The sequence below is a fragment of the Marinospirillum sp. genome, assembly GCF_035271045.1.
GTDB lineage: Bacteria > Pseudomonadota > Gammaproteobacteria > Pseudomonadales > Halomonadaceae > Marinospirillum.
The window spans coordinates 203,179-222,140 of sequence record NZ_DATESC010000007.1 but is presented as its reverse complement, the minus strand read 5'-3'; the positions used below and the strand labels follow the sequence as shown (position 1 = coordinate 222,140).

General features: G+C 43.9%; 17 protein-coding genes. 6 read left to right on the top strand and 11 right to left on the bottom strand.

Translation table 11 applies throughout. The features are described 5' to 3' along the window. Window positions 1–9 precede the first annotated feature (9 nt). Together VJY63_RS03730 and VJY63_RS03725 are read right to left on the bottom strand one after the other, a co-directional pair. Window positions 10–1,029, bottom strand: a complete 1,020-nt coding sequence (locus tag VJY63_RS03730) for an ABC transporter substrate-binding protein (RefSeq protein ID WP_324048407.1) — start codon at window positions 1,027–1,029, stop codon at window positions 10–12. Further along, entirely contained in the window at window positions 1,029–3,098 is a 2,070-nt protein-coding gene (locus VJY63_RS03725) for a TonB-dependent receptor (RefSeq protein WP_324048406.1), read from the bottom strand. Before VJY63_RS03725 ends, VJY63_RS03730 begins: the two co-directional genes overlap by 1 nt. A gap of 163 nt (window positions 3,099–3,261) precedes the next feature. On the opposite strand from VJY63_RS03725, the gene VJY63_RS03720 reads away from it, so the two are divergent. Continuing rightward, the gene (locus tag VJY63_RS03720) at window positions 3,262–4,431 is read left to right on the top strand and encodes a cytochrome-c peroxidase (protein WP_324048405.1); all 1,170 of its coding nucleotides are present in this window, start codon (window positions 3,262–3,264) and stop codon (window positions 4,429–4,431) included. Between the two features lie 80 nt (window positions 4,432–4,511). Here VJY63_RS03720 and VJY63_RS03715 read toward each other — a convergent pair whose 3' ends face one another. Both VJY63_RS03715 and VJY63_RS03710 read right to left on the bottom strand, forming a co-directional pair. Next, window positions 4,512–5,657: a hypothetical protein gene (locus tag VJY63_RS03715; RefSeq protein ID WP_324048404.1), complete on the bottom strand. Its 1,146-nt coding sequence runs from the start codon at window positions 5,655–5,657 to the stop codon at window positions 4,512–4,514. Between the two features lie 44 nt (window positions 5,658–5,701). Then, on the bottom strand, window positions 5,702–7,729 hold the full coding sequence (locus VJY63_RS03710) for a TonB-dependent receptor (RefSeq protein ID WP_324048403.1): 2,028 nt from the start codon (window positions 7,727–7,729) through the stop codon (window positions 5,702–5,704). 264 nt (window positions 7,730–7,993) lie between these two features. Here VJY63_RS03710 and VJY63_RS03705 point away from each other — a divergent pair, with 264 nt between their 5' ends. Genes VJY63_RS03705 through VJY63_RS03690 form a run of 4 tightly spaced genes read left to right on the top strand, consistent with a single transcriptional unit; the run spans window position 7,994 to window position 11,730 of the window. Next, a complete protein-coding gene (locus tag VJY63_RS03705) occupies window positions 7,994–9,064 on the top strand; it encodes a ChuX/HutX family heme-like substrate-binding protein (RefSeq protein ID WP_324048402.1) in 1,071 nt (356 codons plus the stop codon). Between the two features lie 16 nt (window positions 9,065–9,080). After that, a complete protein-coding gene (locus VJY63_RS03700) occupies window positions 9,081–9,923 on the top strand; it encodes a heme/hemin ABC transporter substrate-binding protein (RefSeq protein WP_324048401.1) in 843 nt (280 codons plus the stop codon). After that, a complete protein-coding gene (locus VJY63_RS03695) occupies window positions 9,920–10,939 on the top strand; it encodes an iron ABC transporter permease (RefSeq protein ID WP_324048400.1) in 1,020 nt (339 codons plus the stop codon). Before VJY63_RS03700 ends, VJY63_RS03695 begins: the two co-directional genes overlap by 4 nt. Beyond that, window positions 10,936–11,730: a heme ABC transporter ATP-binding protein gene (locus tag VJY63_RS03690; protein WP_324048399.1), complete on the top strand. Its 795-nt coding sequence runs from the start codon at window positions 10,936–10,938 to the stop codon at window positions 11,728–11,730. The genes VJY63_RS03695 and VJY63_RS03690 overlap by 4 nt, the downstream gene beginning before the upstream one ends. Window positions 11,731–11,740: 10 nt before the next feature. Here the strand turns inward: VJY63_RS03690 and VJY63_RS03685 are convergent, their stop codons facing one another. Beyond that, window positions 11,741–12,118, bottom strand: a complete 378-nt coding sequence (locus VJY63_RS03685) for a holo-ACP synthase (RefSeq protein ID WP_324048398.1) — start codon at window positions 12,116–12,118, stop codon at window positions 11,741–11,743. Window positions 12,119–12,131: 13 nt separating this feature from the next. Then, complete coding sequence (locus VJY63_RS03680) at window positions 12,132–12,617, bottom strand: YajQ family cyclic di-GMP-binding protein (RefSeq protein WP_324048397.1); 486 nt, start codon at window positions 12,615–12,617, stop codon at window positions 12,132–12,134. Between the two features lie 154 nt (window positions 12,618–12,771). On the opposite strand from VJY63_RS03680, the gene rfaH reads away from it, so the two are divergent. Then, complete coding sequence (gene rfaH, locus VJY63_RS03675; RefSeq protein ID WP_324048396.1) at window positions 12,772–13,260, top strand: transcription/translation regulatory transformer protein RfaH; 489 nt, start codon at window positions 12,772–12,774, stop codon at window positions 13,258–13,260. On the opposite strand, the gene VJY63_RS03670 is transcribed toward rfaH, so the two are convergent. The 5 genes from VJY63_RS03670 to recO are packed head-to-tail and all read right to left on the bottom strand — an operon-like array spanning window position 13,244 to window position 18,962. Next, on the bottom strand, window positions 13,244–14,155 hold the full coding sequence (locus tag VJY63_RS03670) for a 2-dehydropantoate 2-reductase (RefSeq protein WP_324048395.1): 912 nt from the start codon (window positions 14,153–14,155) through the stop codon (window positions 13,244–13,246). The two genes, rfaH and VJY63_RS03670, sit on opposite strands and share 17 nt — an antisense overlap. Before the next feature lie 2 nt (window positions 14,156–14,157). Then, window positions 14,158–16,062 carry a hypothetical protein gene (locus tag VJY63_RS03665; RefSeq protein WP_324048394.1) on the bottom strand — a complete coding sequence of 635 codons (1,905 nt, stop codon included), beginning with the start codon at window positions 16,060–16,062 and terminating at the stop codon, window positions 14,158–14,160. Beyond that, window positions 16,059–17,456 (bottom strand): AmpG family muropeptide MFS transporter, encoded by a 1,398-nt coding sequence (locus VJY63_RS03660; RefSeq protein WP_324048393.1) that lies wholly within the window; start codon window positions 17,454–17,456, stop codon window positions 16,059–16,061. Before VJY63_RS03660 ends, VJY63_RS03665 begins: the two co-directional genes overlap by 4 nt. Next, window positions 17,450–18,190 (bottom strand): pyridoxine 5'-phosphate synthase, encoded by a 741-nt coding sequence (gene pdxJ / locus VJY63_RS03655; protein WP_324048392.1) that lies wholly within the window; start codon window positions 18,188–18,190, stop codon window positions 17,450–17,452. The genes VJY63_RS03660 and pdxJ overlap by 7 nt, the downstream gene beginning before the upstream one ends. 49 nt (window positions 18,191–18,239) lie before the next feature. Then, window positions 18,240–18,962, bottom strand: coding sequence for a DNA repair protein RecO (recO, locus tag VJY63_RS03650; RefSeq protein WP_324048391.1), 723 nt, complete (start codon window positions 18,960–18,962; stop codon window positions 18,240–18,242).

Sequence of the window (18,962 nt, the reverse complement as noted above, 5' to 3'; positions counted from 1 at the left end):
ACCTAATGTTTACTTGGGTTGTTGCCAATAAAAGTCATCGTCGGGCAGCTTACCACCAATGGATGCTGGGTTTTTGGCAAAAAGTTGGTTGAGTAAAAACTCTACTTCAAAACGTGCACTCATCGCTGAAACAGCGTCCATTTGGCTAACTGCCATGGCATCGGCGACTGCTTCAGCATTTAACATAGGCACACGTTTGGCAATCATTTTACCGCAAGCATTGGAATTTTCAGAACACCAAGCTAATGATTTTTTATATTCTTCAGCAATACGTGCGGCTAGCTCTGGATTATTACGTTGCTTTCCAACCAAAGTTATTCCTGCTTGTGCTATACGGCCTTGCCTTTCAAAGCTAAGACCCCAAGCTTTTTGCAAATCTAAACTGCGATGTAATTCAGGGGCAATAATACCAATAGGAAAAGAACCACTTTTACGTAGCGCCATAGAAACGGCTGGCTCAGCTAATAAAGCATGGTCAACACGCCTCATCAGCAAAAGTTGCATAGCATCTAAAGGTGAAGCTACATAGCGTAGTTTTATATCCTTTTTTACATCTATACCAGCACGTTCTGCCAATACACCAAAGATAATGTCTGGCATATCGCCACGAAAAGGCATAGCCACTTCTTTGCCACGAAAGTCTTCAATACTGGTTAGGTTATTATCGCGTGACACCATCCATAATAAGCCCCAGGTGGAAACATTTAATAATTTTACTGGTGCGCCACGGTTATAAAGATTTGCTGCCACATTCACTGGCATGGCTAGTACATCGGTTTCACCATTTAATGCCAACATGCGCAGATGGTCAGGATCACGCCAGCTAACAAATTCTACTTTATCGGCTATATCATCTAATGCGCCCGATTCAACCATGTGAACTAAAGGATTAGCAACCGAAGAAAAAGGCCCTGCCAGTACTAATTTAGGCAGTTTTTCTTGTGCCCTAGCAGTAGTGCTTAAACCTGCCAGTAGCAGACAGGCAAGAATAAGGTGGATAAACAGTGTTGAAAAATAGTTATAGCGCATTAAAAACTCCCGCTAAAGGCCAGAACCACACCACGCCCCGGTGCTTTTAATTCTTGGCCGCTAATGCCATCGGTTAAATGCTCGTGGTATTTTTTATCCATCAAGTTATTTAGTTGTAAGTTGATATGACTTGTTTTTAAGCCAGCCATAGAGCCAAAGCTATAACCTAAGCGTGCATCAAGTGTAACAAACCCCGATGTTTCATTTTCGCTTCCGTTAGTAAATTGAGTGGCAATTCGATCTTGCTTGGCAACTGCACGTACACCTGTGTGCCAGCTAAAACCTTGTTCTGCGGGTTGGCCAACCCCTAGGCGTAATTCATTAGCAGGCATTTGGTGCAAGGGTTCATCGTCTTGTTTGTTAGTGCCGCGCATCCAAGTAAAACCAGCATCAACTAATAGAAAGCTAACTGGTATTTCAAGGTTGCCTTCAAAACCATAAATTTCAACTTTATCTAGGTTTTCAGTCTTCTTAATGGGTAGGCTATTTTGGGGGTGATTTTGCCCAGTAACCCGCCCAGCAATGTAGTCATCCACTTGGGTATAAAAAGTGGCTAGTTGGTAAGCCATTAAACCATCACGCGCTTTTAAACCTAGCTCAATACTCGATGAGCGCTCGGGGTCTAACTGTGGATTACCCGTATGGTAGTAACCATCGCCACGGGCTGAATCTTCAAAGCGTTCACGTAAATCTGCTGCACGGTAAGCTTGTCCAAGATTGGCATAAACATTAACTGTGTTGGTTAGTGGTTGTACTGCACCTAAGGACCAAGACACATTATTGTCTGTGCTTTTTAAGCCGGTTGTTTGTGCAGCAGGCCCAGCGCCTTTCACCTTAGCATCACCCATTACTTGATCATAACGTAAACCAGCAGTTAATAATGTTTCACCAATAGAAAACTCATCTTGTAAAAAGATACCTGCTGAAGTGACTTCACCATCTCTAAAAGGGTCGTTGCGTGTATTGCTATTAAAGGCAGGTGGATTGTTGTCCATATAGCGTGTTGGATTACCGGTCATTTTCCAACCTTCAACACCCACACTTAGCCAATGGCTGTCAGCTAAAACTGTGTTCCACTGGCTACGTAACCCATTGGTTTTAAAAGAAACATCATTGCGCACATAGTCACGATTAAGGTTTTTTGAATTGGCTCGAATTTGACGAAACACTTCTTGGTGATAAATGTCAGTGGATAAAGTGCCACCCGCCAAAGGGGCATCTAAACCTAGGCTATAAAGTTCACGGTGTTGTTGAGGGGAGTGAATAGTAACTGTGCCAAGCGGTGGTGGAACACCAGCACCACCCGGTTGCCCACCCGTGCGTGCCGAACCTGGGTACCAAACATCGTCATCGTCATGGCGCTGCAAATTGGCACGCACCACAAAATCTTCAGCAAACTTATGCTGGTATCTTACTAAGGCACTGGTTGCTTGGTAGCCAGTATTGTCTTCACGACCGTTAGGGCTTTTATAATCACCCACATCACTGCCAGCTAAACCCACCACAAAACCTTGTTTTGCATTGCTACCTTCTAATACCAGAGCGCCGCTGTAACCTTTGTCAACACTGCTGGCTGATGCACCAAAATGCCCACCAAGCTGGGTTTGTTCTGTAAATCTAGGTGAAGGTGTTAGCATATTGACCACACCGCCCATGGCACCACTGCCATAAAGCACTGAATTTGGCCCTTTTATAACTTCAGCTCTATCCAGCAAACCTAAGCCTAGAAATGAAGCCAGTGCACCCTGTGGTTGAGCCGAATTAACTCGAATGCCGTCGACCATGACTACAATGCTTTCTTTTTTCATGCCACGTAATACCGGGTTTTTACCCCAAGCACCGTCACTTTGTACCGCCAAACCTGGCTGACCCACTAATAAATTACCCGCTGGGCCTTGGTCTGTGGCTTGAGGTTTAATAATGCTAATGGCTTGAGGCGTATCAAAACTGTCACTTTCATAACCACGGGCGGTAATGACTTGATCATCAAGTTGCACGGTTTGTGCTTGTAGAGGAAGGCTTAAAGCCGCTAAACAACCTAAGGCAATTTTATTAAAAGGAAAGGACATAACCAAAACTCCAAGGAGTAGCCAATGATGAGAAGGGGAATCAATTGCTTTAAATGTATATTAAATGAAAGTTAGTCGCAACAAGTAATGCTAATCATAATCAAATAGATTAAACTGGTTAGTGGTTTTTAATTTTAATGGATTAATAGAGAAGGCATGAGCGATGTCTAGGCAGTCAAAAGCTTTACCAAGTTTGGTTCTCTTTAGCTTATTGTTGGCAGGTTGTGACTCAAGCAGTAACTCAAAAGAAAAAGGTTCAACGCAAGATGATGCTTTTTTATTGCCCAGTGAAGCCGTTAATACTCCACAAGCTTTAGGCTATTATTTATTTAATGACCCTAATTTATCCCTGAATAGAAGCCAGTCTTGTGCTAGTTGCCACAATGCAAAGCAGGCTTTTATTGATACGCGCCCCAACCCAGCTAAAGGTGCTGTTTCACTGGGTGATGACGGTGTAAGTTTAGGGCAGCGTAATGCACCAGCTTTAACTTATGCCTATTTAACACCTAGTTTTAACTTAAATAGTAATGCTGAAGCTGAAGGTGGTTTTTTTCATGATGGACGCGCTAAAACTTTGCAAGCACAAGCTGGCCAACCATTGCTTAACCCTATAGAAATGAATATGCCGAACAAAGCGGCGGTAATTATTCGATTACAGGAAAAAAGCTTTTATACACAAAGCTTTAAACAGATTTTTGGCGATGAAGTTTTTGCTACGACTGAGCAAGCTTATAACGCTTTAACCAGCAGTTTAGCTAGTTGGCAGAGTGAAGAAAGCTTTGCTAGTTTTGATTCAAAATATGATCGCTGGTTAGCCGGTAGCTATCAGTTAACACCCGCTGAGGAGCGAGGCAAAGATATTTTCTATACTCCTAGTCTATCTAGCTGCATTAACTGCCATACACTTAATAGAAACCTAACAGCGCCTAAAGAAATGTTTACCAACTATCTGTATCGAAATGTGGGCACGCCAGTAAACCTGACTGTACAAGCCTTAACTGGGGTAACAACTAAAGATGCGGGATTAAATAATGGTGCATTTAAAACACCTACCTTACGTAATGTGGCAGTCACCGGGCCTTATATGCACAATGGCGTATTTGCTGAGTTAGACACAGTACTAGAATTTTATAACTTTAGAAGTCGCCCTAATAATTCATCAAACTTAATTAACCCTGAAACTGATAAGCCTTGGGCAGAAACCAGCTTTCCAGAAGCCATTCATTCTACAGAGTTAATGATGCCGGCTTTATCTAAGCAAGATAAACAAGATTTAATTGCTTTCTTAAAGTCTTTAACAGACCAACGTTACGAGCATTTAATTAAGCAATAAAAAATGCGCCTTTTGAATATCTCTATTCTTTGGGCGCATTGTTAGCTAAAGCTGATTTATTCAAATCAAGCGATTAAAAGCTACTTAGCTTTGGCTTCATCGTAACGAATAACCAAGGTTGCTGAAGGGTCTGAGCCACTTTCACCTTTATTACTAATCACCTGCATTTTATAAAAGTTGCTGTTGTCTTCGATTAAATAAGTCGCAAAAGTAGGCCACATATCATGGTTGCCTTCGCCTACGCCGTATTCTAAGGGCCCAAAGTCACCCGGCTTAGTAAATGCACCTTCGGCACCGTCTGCAAAATATTTATAAACCTGTGCGGTGTTGGTTGGGTCGGTTACATCATCAACAGAAGCCACTTGTAAAGCACCATCTTTACCAGCTACGCCGGCTTGCCCTTTACCTGAAGCACCACCGTTGACTTGAATTAAAATATCACGGCCTTGTTTAGAAAACTTCAGTTCCCAATTGCTATTATCTATTGTGGAGACGCTGTTGGTTTCTAAATCCCAATAAGCCGTTTCGCTACTAAAATCTAAATTTGGCGTTTGCATAGCAGCATCAAAACTACTGCCATTCCATTTTTCAATATTCATTTTCATGGTGTACTGGCGAGTTGCAAATTCAGTAAATTTAATTCGCGCATAAGCTTTGCCGTCAGCAGACTTTAAAATCCAGCCATTGGTATCATCAGTATGAACTGTAACTTTACCGCCTGCTGTTGGGTCTGGGTTATAGGTCCACCAGGCATCACTGGAAATTAGTGTTTTTATGCTGTTTTCTATTGGTGTACAACTATCGGTATTATTAATATCAACCTGATTAAAAGCAGCTAACGTATTGTCTTTAGTCAGCTTGCTAAACTCTGCTTCAATTGGTTTGCTGTCTGCATCATAAAGCGTTGTTACTTCATGCGCTAAACAGGCTTTAACACCGTCCTTTAGACTAAAACCTACGTATTTTTCATAAGCAACCTGCCAGTTACCTTCTTCTGTAGTTAATTCACCCGTGGCGAGGTTAAGGCGTGCTTTAGCTTTAGTTGCATCTAGGGTGGCTAAATTTCCTGAACTAGAGGTTGGAGGGGTTGAGCCGCTAGCAGATGAGTCGTTATCATCCGATGAGCTGCTGCAACCTTGCATACCACCTGCAAGCAGTAATAGAGCTAGGCTGATAGCCAGAGGTTTTTTGTTGAATTTGAACGACTGTTGAGTATTACGCTGCATGGTTATTGCCTCATATTAGTTAAGAAAGTGAATCAGTTGGGGAGTTAGTATTTCCAGCCCATGCCTAGGTAGATAAAACGGCCTTCTTCAGGGCGGTTATCTGCTTGGGTGAAATCTTTTTGGGTGTTGGTGGCGTTATTTACACCGCTAAAAATGCGCCAATGGGGGTTAAGCGTGTAGTTAGCTTTTAAATCTAAAACGGTAAAGGCGGGTGTTTTATTGGTATTTTCACTGTCTGTGAACTGTTGGGATTCATACTTGGCTTTGGCTGTAAGCACCAAACCATTCAGTGGCGTTTGCCAATCTAAGCCCAATTTCACTAAATGCTCTGGGCGGCTAGGCAGGTCGTTGCCTGTCATGCGGTCGGTGGCTTCCATCCAGGTGTAGCCCAAATCGAAACTAAAACCTAAACCCAGCGGCGTGTGTAGAACCAGTTCAGCGCCTTGAGTACGGGCTTTTTCAAAGTTTTGGTAGCGAAAAATTTGTAAGTTCTGAATGGCCGACTCAGCTAAATCTTGGTCAGATTCAATTAAGTCAGTAATGTCATTGCGAAATAGGCTCAGTTCTAAACGGGCATTATTAGACGCTTTTAGCCATTCAATGCCTGCCTGATAACTGATAGAGCTTTCAGGTTCTAAATCTGGGTTACCCATCACCTTGTAGCCAAATTGGCTGTGATCAAAAACAAAGTAGCGTTCTTTTAAATTGGCGACACGGTAACCATTGCCTACGCCTAAACGTAGATTAATGCGGTCGCCTGAATCGAAGGTTTTGAAGAATAAACTGTTCATCATGGGTGAAAAGTGAGTGCCTGCGTCTTTGTCGTGATGCACTCGAAAGCCGGGTAAGAGTTCTAAATGTTCACCAATAAACCAGCTGTCTTGCAGGAATAGCTCTTGATTGCTGGCTGTGGCGTTATCGACTTCCACAAGGCGTTCTGTTGTACTACCAGTGCGTTTGTATTGCACTACATCCATAGTCTCTTCTGAAACCTGACCACCAAAAGATAAGTGATGATTACCTAGAGGGTAGTTAATTTGTAGAGTAACTAATTGCTGATCTATATCGGTATCACGCTGCTGATCTACCCATTGGGTGGATGGTTTGTCTTGTGCCGTTTCGCCTTTAAAAGTTTCGGTTAAAGCATTAATCGACCAGTTAAACGCATCTTTTTGGCCTTTTTCTAGTCTTGCGCCTAAATGTAAGGTGGTGGTTTGCTCTTTTTTATCGACCTTTATATTACCAATGCCCGGCGCAAACTCACTTAGCCCGTTGGTTAGGTCTTCTTGGTAAATACGGGGCGAAAGCGTGAATTTAAAATCAGGAGAAAAACGGTATTGCACTTGGCTGGCTAAATTGCGTTTATACCCTTTGAAACCTTCATTGCTGATGCTATTCGGTGTTGCTGTCCAGCCATCTTGGTCACGCACATCACCCATAAGGTTGAAGCTCCAAGCATCATTGTTAAGGGCGATTTGGCCTTTTAAATGCCGCTGCGCTAAAGCGTTACTTTTAAGGTCTTGGTCGCCCCAACTACCGCCACTGGCAGTGACTGATGCTGAAATAGGTTGCGAGTGCTGACGGGTAATAATATTGACCACACCGCCCATAGCCGAAGTGCCGTACATAGCCGAGGCAGCGCCTTTAATAATTTCGATGCGTTCGATATCGGTTACCGCAATTTGGCTGGTGTCTACAGCAGAGCCAGTGCTGGCAGAAACAGGATTACCATCAACTAAAATAAGTACACGGTTAGCATCAATGCCTTGCAGCCATACGCCATAGCCGGTTTTGCCATGAATAGGGCGCAGTTGTAACCCTGGCACATGGGAAAGTGCTTCTTGTAAATCTTTGGCGTGGTTTTTTTCAATATCTGCAGCACTAATCACTTGGGTACGAACAGGAATGTCTACCAAGGCACGTTCGGTACGTGTGCCAGTGACTAAAATATTGTCTAGTCGGCTTACTTTAATTGAGGAGGCACTAGATTCTTGAAGAGATTCTGCTTGCAAGTACGGCGCAGCTAAAACCAGACCTAAGAACGCCAAACGGCTAAAAGTACAGCGGCTCATTAAAAACTCCCTAAGCACAGAATTAAAAAAATTGCTGGCTGGCAGTTCTTTAACGAACGTGGCTGGCTGACCTTGTAAATGATAATCAATACTAATAACTTGTCAACACTTAATGATAATCATTGACATTCGCATCTAGGTTTGAATAGTATAGCCACCAATCAATTGTGCAAGCCACCCAAGGTTTTTCCTTTCCCAAGGCAGCCAGCACGTCAGTTTTTTCTGCAACTATCAGTTTTTTTGTAACTTTATGGAGTGCATACAATGAACATGACGCTGGCAGCTCAAGATGAGCAGGCTATTCTTTTTACTTCTTTACAGCAATTACGTGACTCTAAAACACCTGGGTTTATGGTGGATTGGGCGGCTCTTTTAGAAACAACAGAAGGTGATTTGCAAGCCTGTCGTGTGGGTCGCGAAAATGTCTTTCCCTTAAAAGACATTGTTGCCGTGTTAAAAGCACTGCCTAGTTTGGGGCGTGTTTTAGCACTTACTCGTAACCAAGGTGTGGTAAACGAATACAAAGGTATTTATCCAGAACCCAAACTAGGTGAGGCAGGGCCACAGGCTGCCGGTATTTTTTTAGATATTGGCGGTTTAGACCTGCGTATTTTTATGGGGCATTGGCATTGGGCTTGCGCCATTGAAGATGAAACGCCTAAGGGAAAACGCTTGAGTTTGCAGTTTTTTGACAAGCATGGTGTGGCGGTACACAAGGTGTTTTCTTTAGAAGAAACCAACTTAACGGCTTGGCAGGCTTTGCTAGATGAACAAACCGTTGCCGCTGAAGATTCAGTATTGCCTAAGTTTGTAACAGCAGAGATTGAAGATCATTCAGCTCCATCTAGTGCTAAACAAGTAGCAGAAGAATGGCGACAAATGAAAGATGTGCATCAGTTTTTTAGTTTAATTCGCCGTCACCGAATTACACGTTTTGCTGCGGTGCAGGCTGTACCAGACGATTTAAGCCGCGAAGTTTCTATTGATGCCTTTCAACAGCTAGTCGATGCTACGGCTGTACAGAAAATGGAAATTATGATTTTTGTAGGTAGCCGTGGCTGTGTGCAAATTTATACAGGCAAAACGCAAGGCATTAAGCCGATGCGTGGCTGGTTAAATATCTTTGAAGAAAACTTCACCTTGCACGCCAATCCTGAAACTTTTGCCCATGCTTATGTAACACGTAAGCCCCAGTCTAGCGGTTGGGTAACCAGCTTAGAAGTATTTGATAAATCAGGTACTTTATTACTGCAAATGTATGCAAGGCGTGAAGAAAATGGCCCAGAGCAAGCCGCTTGGACAGAGTTGCTCGCTAACTTGCCTAGCCTAAAATAAAGCAGAGGGATTTGCTATGACTCAACTGTTTGCCCGGCTAGTTGCTGGGCTTGCTTTGCTGTTGCCCTTAACTAGCTTAGCTGACCAGCGCGTGATTAGTTTGGGTGGTGATGTCACAGAAATTGTTTATGCCCTGGGTGCAGGCGATTTATTAGTGGCTAGAGACACCACCAGTATGTTTCCTGAATCGGTTAATGATTTGCCGGATGTGGGTTATTTACGTCAACTTTCTTTAGAGGGGATTTTATCCTTTAAGCCTGATTTAGTGTTGTTAAGTGATGCTGCACGCCCTGCACCTTTAGCAGAAAGGCTTGAAGCCGCTGGCATTAAAGTAGCCCGCATTCCTTATCAGCAAGATTTAGACGGTGTTGATTTAAAAGTGAAAGCCGTGTCTAAAGCACTCAATCTTGAAAAAGAAGCCAAACCCTTATTGGCTGATTTAGCTAAGCAACGTGAACAACTCACTAAGTTGATAGCGTTTAAACAGTTAAACGGTGTGTTTATTTTAAGCCATGCCGGTATGGGTGCGCCGATGGTAGCAGGGCAAGGTTCTAGTGCTGATTCCTTAATGCAGTTGGCGGGTTTGAATAATGCCATTCAGGGTATTACAGGCTATAAACCGATTAGTGCTGAAGGTCTTATTGCGGCTCAGCCCACTACGTTAATTTTAACCGAAGCCGGTTTAACGGCCTTGGGTGGCGAAGCTAAGGTTTGGCAATTGCCCGGTTTACAGCAAACCCCAGCAGCAGAACACAAGCGACTGGTGGTGGTGAATGATTTGGCCTTCCTTGGCTTTGGCCCACGTACAGCGCAGTCAGTGCTAGATTTGCGTACCGCAGTGGAGCAGCTGAGGCAATGAATCGCTTGCTAGCATTAAAACCTGCGCCACGTGCATTACTGTTACTTTTCTTGGTGCTCTTTATTGCCGTTTTACTGGCATCCCAAGCCGGAACGCTAGCCTTGGGCCCTTGGCAATTCATTACTGGCAGTATGAGCAGTTATGATTGGCAGATTTGGACAGCCGTTCGCCTTCCCCGTTTGTTACTAGCCATGTTAGTGGGTAGTGGTTTGGCGCTGGCGGGTGCAGCCATGCAGGGGTTATTTCGTAACCCTTTGGCCGACCCAGGTTTGCTTGGGGTGTCGAGTGGCGCAAGTTTGGCGGTGGGTTTGTGGATTGTCTTTCCACTTGCTGCTTTTTTACCCGACCAATGGACTTGGCAAGGACAAATGTTAATTGCCTGTGTTGGCGGTTGGTTAACCTGTTGGCTGATTTTTCGCTTAGGACAAAATGGGCACGGCAATATGCTGTGGCTATTATTGGCAGGTTTAGCCATTAATACACTGGCAGGTGCATTTAATGGTTTGCTAAGTTATGTGGCTGATGATCAACAGCTTCGCCAAATGAGTTTGTGGGGCATGGGTGGTTTGGGCTTTGTGCGTGGCAGTGAATTGGCTGTGGGTGCTTTGGTGATGCTGCCCGGTTTGTTTTTATTGCTATCGGTGCGTAAACAATTAGATGTTTTACAACTCGGCGATTTAGCCGCCGTAGACAGTGGTTTAGATGCTAAAAAACTACGCCAAAAAGTGGTGCTAGGCACAGCTTTAACGGTGGGTGTCAGTGTGGCTTTAGCTGGCATTATTGGTTTTTTAGGCTTAATGATTCCACATATGTTGCGCATGATTTTGGGGCCGGGACATCGGCTTTTATTGCCTGCCTCTGCTTTGGGTGGTGCTATTTTACTGCTGCTTGCAGATGCTTTGGCAAGAACCCTTGCTGCACCGGCTGAAATCCCTGTTGGCTTGTTAACCAGTTTAATTGGCGGCCCTTATTTTTTATGGATGTTAGCGCGTGGGCGTAACCGAGGTGATGTATGACGCAAAAAACCGCTAAACAGCCAGTGCTTACTGCTAGGGAAATTAGTTTAGGTAAGCCGGATAGCTGGCGCTTACAACCGATGAGCTTAGACCTTTATGACGGCCAGATTCTTGCGGTGTGTGGCCCAAATGGTGCGGGGAAGTCTTCGTTACTTAGCCTACTGACGGGTGAAATTAAAGCAACAAGTGGGCAAGTTATGATGGGCGACCGGCTTTTAAGTGCTTGGTCACCTGCAGAGTTGGCTAGAAATCGTGCACGAATGGAGCAATCTAACCCGTTAAGTTTTGATTTTTTAACAGAAGAGGTGGTGGCGTTAGGGCGTTATGCTTGGGGTGATGACCAAGCCGATTCACCTTTAGTCATTCAGGCAATGCAAGCTGCCGGTGCTTATGAATTGCTGGGGCGTAAAATTACGCGCCTTTCAGGTGGTGAACGCCAACGCGTGCAACTCGCTAGGGTGTTAGCACAAATTTGGGCAGTGCCTAGGGCTTTATTGCTGCTGGACGAACCCATGTCAGCGCAAGATTTAGGACAGCAACAACAAATTTTTAGGCAGTTAAAAACTTTAGTAAAACAGCATAACTGGAGCTTGGTGTGTGTGCTGCATGATTTAAACCTTGCCAGTGTGTTTGCAGACAAGATATTGCTGTTAGATAAAGGCAAGGTGCAAGCTTTGGGGAAACCTGCTGAGGTTTTAGACTTGCAGCGCATTTCAAGTGTCTATAAAGCAGAGTTAACGGCTTATTATCACCCTGAAAATAACCGGCATTTAGTGATGTTGGATGATTAAAGTTGCATACCTAACGCTCCAACACCACAAAAGCCAAAGCCATGTCTTTTTCATCAGTAATAGAAAGGTGAATGGATTTTACGCCTTTTGCAGCCGCTAACTTGTAAGCTTCGCCATTAAGTTCAATGCTAGGCTTGCCCCACTCATCGTTGCTGACTTCTATGTGCTGCCAACTTAAACCATTTCGCAAGCCTGTACCTAACGCTTTAAGCAAGGCTTCTTTTGCCGCAAAACGCTTGGCTAAAAAAGCCGCTGGACTGGCGGCTTGTTGCATAGCCGCCTGCTCATTGGCCGTTAACAAACGGCGCGTTATAGCCACACCGCGTCTTTGTAAAATTGCGGCAAAGCGTTCTATTTTTGCTAAATCAGTACCAATACCTATTAACATTGAGTGTTTAACATTAGTCTCGAAAGTTAATGTATTGCAGCGGCATCTCTAATTCTGTGCCACGCAATAACGCCATCACTTCTTGTAAATCATCACGCTTTTTACCCGTAACGCGCACTTGTTCGCCTTGAATTTGCGCTTGAACTTTTAGTTTGGCATCTTTAATCATTTTAACGATTTTTTTAGCCAACTCAGTTTCAATGCCTTCGCGTAATTTTATCGGCATACGCGCTGTTCTATTCGCCTCTTCAACCTTACCTTCTTCCATACAAGCAGCATCAATGCCTTTACGAATTAATTCAGCCTGTAAGATTTCTACCATTTGCTTAACTTGAAACTCAGCTTCAGCATGAAGAATCACTTCATTTTTGCCAGTGAGTTCAAAACGGGCATTCACGCCTTTAAAATCAAAGCGATTACCGACTAAACGGTTAGCTTGGTCAACAGCATTAGTCACTTGGTGTTTATCTAATTCTGAAACGACATCAAAGGACGGCATAACAACTCCTAATAAAAAAATGAATATAAAGACTAAAATTTATTATGGCGCTAGTATAACCTCACTGGGTTAAAGCTGCTAAAACTGACAAGTGATTTTCTTGCTGCCAGTTAAGCTTGTCGATAAGGATAACGCCCTAAGTTTTGGAGTAACGATGACGAAACGCAGCTGGTATGTAATTCAATGCAAAGCAAAAGAGTCTTTTCGTGCCGCAGAAAATTTACAAAACCAAGGATTTGAAGTGTTTCATCCTTGTATAGCGATTGAAAAGCCGCGTGCAGGTAAATTAAAGCTTGTTGATGAACCTTTGTTTCCCTATTACTTATTTATTCACCTAAACAATGTTACGGATAATTGGCGACCTATACGCTCTACGCGTGGCGTATTAAAGCTAGTTGCCTTTGGTAGTACACCAGTAAAAATAGCTGATAATTTGATTAAACAACTCAAACAGCGTATTCAATCTGCACCAGAACAACAATTCGAAACAGGCGACCAAGTATTGATTGATAAAGGCCCATTAAAAGGTTTAACCGCTATTTTTGCCAGTAAAAACGGCGATGAGCGCGTTATTTTGTTATTAAACTTATTGCAACAGCAGCAACGCATTAAAGTAGATTCTAGTGCTATTCGGCGGCTTTAACCGCGTTATACATGGCTTGGTGCGTAGGTAACGCTAATTTAAGTGAAGTTGCCACTTTTAATAAAGTACCCGTTATATAATCAATTTCAGTTTTCTTGCCTTTATCCAAATCTTGCAGCATGGATGAACGATTAGCAGCGGTCGATATAATAACTTGTTCTATTCGTGATGCCAGCCCACCTTCTGGTTCGGCAATGCCTAATCGCTTAAATACTTGCAACAACTCTAAACACAAGTCGTCAACTTGAGGTTTATAATCACGGCTGGCTAGCGCACCATTTTCGACGTTATGAATGGCGGTTAAAGGATTAATCACTGAATTAATGGCGAGTTTGTGCCACAACACTGGGCGTATAGCATCCACTGACTCAGCCGCTAGCCCAGCAATGGTTAAACGGCTGACCCAATGTGCCACCGCTGTTTTATTAGCACCACTCCAACGCCCTAGTAATGTTTTACCTTTACCCGCATGAACCACTGCGCCTACTTCTTCTAAGTAAGCACCTTCGGTCACACTTGCAGCTAACAAGGTTTGCTGCGGCGTAAGCATTGCCGCTACTTCAGCTTGGCTACCCAAACCATTTTGAAGCATTAAAATTTCTGCATCGTCTGCCAAACACGCTTTCCATTTATTAAGTGCTGCTGTGGCTTGCCCCGCTTTAGTAGCAATAATCAGCTGACTAATTTGTATTTCAGCGTTGGCTTCACTTTTAACACGAACAAAAACCCGCTTAGCCAAAGCCGCTTCACCTTCACGCAAAGTAATGCCTAAACCTAACGCATTAGATTGGCTGGGTTTAACTAATAAAGTCACCGTTTTACCAGTGCGGGCTAAGCGTGAGGCGTAAAGTAAGCCCAAAGACCCGGCACCCAAAACGTAAATCATTTGCTCCATTATTAACTTAACTCCTGCCTTGCTTTAATTAATGCCCGATACCATTCACGCTTAGGTGCAACAACCAGCGGTGGACGTAAGCTTAAAAAACTGACCGGACTGTTTATCGTATTAGTTTCATAGTTAGAAAGCATTTCTAACATTTGTAACCTTGCGCCATAAGCATCAATTAAAAAGTCACGCGCTTCTTCCGTTAAATCGACGCGGTAGTGTTTAACTAAAGCGACAGCCAATCGTTCTGCTGCATGGCTCATATCTTGCTGTACTTCACTGGCCATCGCTGCGCCTAAAGCCGCTTTTTCAGCAGCACTCATATCAGGTTCTAAACCACCTAAATAAGTGGCATTAGTTGCGTTTAAGCCCCGTTGAATTTCTGGACGCGAAAGCTGAATGTGTGGTTCTAAAGCAAGCGCCACTTCAACCGCTAATTGCCGTGCACCTTCTAGGGTTAAAGGCCGTGAACGCCCATCACGGCGCGTAAAAAAGCGCCGTCCACGTTTTTCTAATTGTTCACCTTGCAAATAACCTACTAGGTGCTGACACACCGCAATTTTTTGTTCATCGGCCAATGAAACAACCCGTTCAATAATGCGTAAACCGCTGCGACCCGGCCCAAACCTTAGTTGATTCACTTGATCAAAATGTGAGGTTAAGCTGTTCCAGCTTTCTGATGCATCAATTAAAGCCGCATGAGCGCGGCCTAGCTGCTGATAACCTTGCCGTGAAGCTTTGTACAAAATTAATGATTTAGACAAAACGTCCGCTTTACTGCGTAATTCGGTGGTATTTTCTAAACGTCCTTGGCTGGATAATTCAACTAACGCCAAAACATCCGAAGCGATTTGATCTAAAATTACTTCAATGCGCCCGATTAATTCGTGTGCAGAAGTACCATAGGGTAATTGTTCGTGAATCGCTTCATCGGTTTCTACTAAAAAGCCTGCCAAAGCACGGATACGGTTACTACCACTGGCTTGTGTTATTCGGTAATGGCTGCGTTTTTTTTCTAAATCATCTAAAGCTCTAGCTAATCGCCATTTACCCGAATAACTAAAAATCAGCATCGGTATTTCACGGCCATTGACCAGCTCAAAGGCTAGAATTAGCATTTCCTCAACATCTTGTAGCGTCATTAACAAGAGGTTGTCTTCTTCAATAGCGGCTAATACACGCTCGATAAAAAATTCATCACGCGGCACACCCTTTTCTAGCTGCGGAGCTTCGCCACTAAAACGTTCTCTTAATACGCTAGCCGCTTCTGGTGAGGCTTCGTTAAGCCACTGCAAGGCAGCTTCTATACGCTCACGGTGTTGACGGTTTAAATCTCGCACACGTGAGTACAAACCCGCGCGGCGATAGGTTTCAACACGACCTAAAATTTTTGCTAACTCACTATCGCCGGTTAACTCTTGAGCAGCAAAGGCAACACCATCAGGGGTTAACTCAATGCGGCGCAGCAGTTGTAAAGCCGCTTCACGTTGCCTGACATCTTCTTCGTGGCTACCAACAATTAAATCACGCACGGCTAGAATTAAATCAGCGAGTTTATCAATGGCTTCCGTCACGTCTTGTTGCGCTTGTTCAACAAGGTGGCCGCGTGTCATGTCATAAATCACTTTGGCAAAAAAAGCGATTAAAGCGGATAAAACAGTAAAAGTAAAAAAGTACAACAGGGTTTGAGCTGGTGGAACTTTGCCATAGGCTAGGTAAAAGCCACCTAATAAACCCAGCATAGTTACAGGGCCTGCTGTCCACATAATACCTAAAATGGTGCGCGTCCAGTGAATACGATGCACAACTTGGCTAATACGTTTTATCTGTTCGTTCCCTTCACGCTCTAGCGAAACCCTTGCCCTTAAATTAACTGAGTCATTTTTTTTACGTGGCTGGAATAACTGGCGAATCATGGGTCACTAACTCCATTTTTCTTGAATCCAGCTTCAGAGGTTTGGCTTTCAAAAGTAGGCGGCGGTATAACCGGAAACTTGTAAATTAATACTAATAACAGCGGTAAGCCAACTAAAGCAATAATAGCCGTTAATACAAAAAAAACAGACCAATCACCATCAAGTTTATCAATCATCCAGCCACTTGAAGCCGATAACCAAATTCTAGCTAAATTACCTAGGGATGCTAACAGTGCATATTGGGTGGCAGTGTAAGCGGAGTTGCACAAGCTAGAAAGGTAAGCAACAAAGGCGACAGTGACTAATCCAGTGGTGAAATTATCGGCGATCAAGGCTATAACAAAAATGGCGTACGATTGCCCTGAAGCAGCTAACCAAGCATAGGTAAGGTTGGTCGTGGCAGTGGCCAAGCCAGAAACAAACAATGCTTTTAGCAGTCCCACTCGCGCCACTAAAATTCCGCCCAGCAAAATACCAATAATATTGGCACCAAAGCCATACAGCTTAGAAACGTCTGCAATTTCTAATAAAGAAAAACCGAGTTCTCGGTAAAATACGCCCGACATTCGCCCTAGTAACGCATCACCAAGTTTAAAAATAAAAATAAAGGCAAGTATCCACAGCCAACCTTTACGGCGCGTAAATTCAGCAAAAGGCGCTAATAAACTGACGTAAAACCAACCCATTGCTGCGCGTAAATGCTTGGGCAATGCGTTAAAGCGGTCTAGGTTTGCTAATACACGCGACTCTTCAGCCAAGGTTGCTGCAGAAATAGACGGCTTAGGTTCAGGGCTAAACAACACGGCAACCATACCAATTAAAATACCAGCAGCTAACACACCATAAGCCGTATTCCAGCCAAAATATTCTGCTAGGTATAAACCACCCGCAGCGCCCACTAAAGTACCACCTAAGTGCCAGCCCCAAATGGCTGCAGCAGAGCCAGCACCGTATAAATGCGGCTCTAAAAGTTCAATACGATAAGCATCAATCACTATATCTTGAGTCGCGGACATAAAAGCCACAAACAACACTGCCAAAGCAACCAGCATTAAATTTTGTGCAGGATTAGTCAGCGATAGTAAAAAAATGGCCAACATTAATAGACTTTGGGTAAATAATGCCCAACCACGGCGGCGACCAAAACGGGCCGAAAACCACGGCAAACGTAATCTGTCGACCAAGGGTGCCCATAAAAAATTAAGCGCGTAGGGCGTAGCAGCTAAAGCAAACAAGCCGATTTCAGTGCGGCTAACGCCCAAGTCCCTTAACCAGATAGATAGGTTAGAAAAAACTAAAGGCGCAGGTAAACCACTTGAAAACCCAAGTATTAAAAGGGTTAACATACGCCTATCGCGGTAAGGCGCAAACGTTTGAGTAAATCTGGCTAGCATGAAGCCCTTGTCGCTAACATAATGACTTTCATTGCTTTAATGGCTTCGGCTAAACCCGTAAAAGCAGCACGCGCAATGATGGCATGGCCTATATTTAATTCATTAATGCCGTGAATGGCAGCAATGGCTTGCACGTTATGGTAATGCAAACCGTGGCCAGCATTCACAATTAAGCCTTTACTTAATGCATAAGCAACGCCTTCTTGAATGCGTTTTAGTTCTTTGGCAACCAATTCAGGCGCTTGAGCATCAGCATAAGCACCCGTGTGCAGCTCAATCGCTGGCGCACCGGCTGTAACAGCCGCATCAATTTGCTTGTAATCAGCATCAATAAATAACGACACTTCACTGCCTACTGCGGCTAAACGCTTAATGGCAGCGGTTATTTTTTCTAGCTGACCTGCAACGTCTAAACCACCTTCGGTGGTCAGTTCTTCGCGGCGCTCAGGCACTAAACAAACGTGCTCAGCTTGTAGCTTTTCTGCATAGCTAAGCATCCACTCAGTCACCGCCATTTCAAAGTTCATGGGCGTGTGCAGCACTTGTTTAATTAGTTCAACATCGCGTTCTTGAATATGGCGGCGGTCTTCACGCAGGTGCAAAGTAATGCCATCAGCACCGGCTTGTTCGGCAAGTTGTGCTGCTAATACAGGATCTGGGTAGCGTGTGCCCCTCGCTTGGCGCAGGGTCGCAATGTGGTCAATATTTACGCCAAGCAATAAACGCTGACTCATTTTAAGCTCCATTTTTAAGTTCTACTTTTAAGATTGATTCAAGCAAAAATTATGTCAGGCTAGGCTTTTTCATGTGTAAAAAAAGTTGCCGACTGTGTAAAGGTTTAGAGCCTAGCAAGGGCTGTAACAACTGGCGTGTAAGGGCTTTAGCGATTTGTCGTGTTAGTTTTTCTCGCCAGTCATCGTTTGCTATGGCTAATAAATTTGCACCCCTGTAAATACGGGTATTGGATTCTGCTATACCATGAATAACTAAAAAACCGTGTTCAGGCAGCCAGCGATACAAGCGTTCTTCCACTAGGGCATTACCCTGAGTATCAGTAAAAACAAGGGGATAACCTAAATGATCCAGCAGACTTAACTCAAAGCGTCGTAAAGCTGGTTCACGTTGCTCACTGTTATTTAGTAGTTGTAGCAGCAGTGAATAATCACGAAATAAAGTTGGACAAGCTTGACCTGCTAGCAACAAGCGGCTAAGCAATTCATTGGCATACAGCCCACAAATCAGCGCTTCACCTTGTAACCAGTGGGGCGCTGAAGTGGCTTCTAGGTCAGCCAGTTTTTTTAACTCTTGATGACCTTTAATCCTAACTTGCAAGGGTGTAAAAGGTTGCAGCAAAGCACGGTAACGGCTTTTTTTAGTGCGTACACCACGTACAACCGCATTTAAACGCCCATCTTTTAGTGTTAACAACCAAGCTAAAGCACTCGTTTCTAAATAAGGACGGGAATGCAATAGCCATGCAGGTTGAAAATCACAAGTTGATGACAT

Coding starts and splice junctions, on each gene's coding strand:
- VJY63_RS03730 (WP_324048407.1), bottom strand. CDS start 1,029: ATGCGCTATAACTATTTTTCAACACTGTTTATCCACCTTATTCTTGCC.
- VJY63_RS03725 (WP_324048406.1), bottom strand. CDS start 3,098: ATGTCCTTTCCTTTTAATAAAATTGCCTTAGGTTGTTTAGCGGCTTTA.
- VJY63_RS03700 (WP_324048401.1), top strand. CDS start 9,081: ATGACTCAACTGTTTGCCCGGCTAGTTGCTGGGCTTGCTTTGCTGTTG.
- pdxJ (WP_324048392.1), bottom strand. CDS start 18,190: ATGAGTCAGCGTTTATTGCTTGGCGTAAATATTGACCACATTGCGACC.
- VJY63_RS03670 (WP_324048395.1), bottom strand. CDS start 14,155: ATGGAGCAAATGATTTACGTTTTGGGTGCCGGGTCTTTGGGCTTACTT.
- VJY63_RS03660 (WP_324048393.1), bottom strand. CDS start 17,456: ATGCTAGCCAGATTTACTCAAACGTTTGCGCCTTACCGCGATAGGCGT.
- VJY63_RS03680 (WP_324048397.1), bottom strand. CDS start 12,617: ATGCCGTCCTTTGATGTCGTTTCAGAATTAGATAAACACCAAGTGACT.
- VJY63_RS03720 (WP_324048405.1), top strand. CDS start 3,262: ATGTCTAGGCAGTCAAAAGCTTTACCAAGTTTGGTTCTCTTTAGCTTA.
- VJY63_RS03685 (WP_324048398.1), bottom strand. CDS start 12,118: ATGTTAATAGGTATTGGTACTGATTTAGCAAAAATAGAACGCTTTGCC.
- VJY63_RS03665 (WP_324048394.1), bottom strand. CDS start 16,062: ATGATTCGCCAGTTATTCCAGCCACGTAAAAAAAATGACTCAGTTAAT.
- VJY63_RS03715 (WP_324048404.1), bottom strand. CDS start 5,657: ATGCAGCGTAATACTCAACAGTCGTTCAAATTCAACAAAAAACCTCTG.
- VJY63_RS03705 (WP_324048402.1), top strand. CDS start 7,994: ATGAACATGACGCTGGCAGCTCAAGATGAGCAGGCTATTCTTTTTACT.
- recO (WP_324048391.1), bottom strand. CDS start 18,962: ATGTCATCAACTTGTGATTTTCAACCTGCATGGCTATTGCATTCCCGT.
- VJY63_RS03690 (WP_324048399.1), top strand. CDS start 10,936: ATGACGCAAAAAACCGCTAAACAGCCAGTGCTTACTGCTAGGGAAATT.
- VJY63_RS03710 (WP_324048403.1), bottom strand. CDS start 7,729: ATGAGCCGCTGTACTTTTAGCCGTTTGGCGTTCTTAGGTCTGGTTTTA.
- rfaH (WP_324048396.1), top strand. CDS start 12,772: ATGACGAAACGCAGCTGGTATGTAATTCAATGCAAAGCAAAAGAGTCT.
- VJY63_RS03695 (WP_324048400.1), top strand. CDS start 9,920: ATGAATCGCTTGCTAGCATTAAAACCTGCGCCACGTGCATTACTGTTA.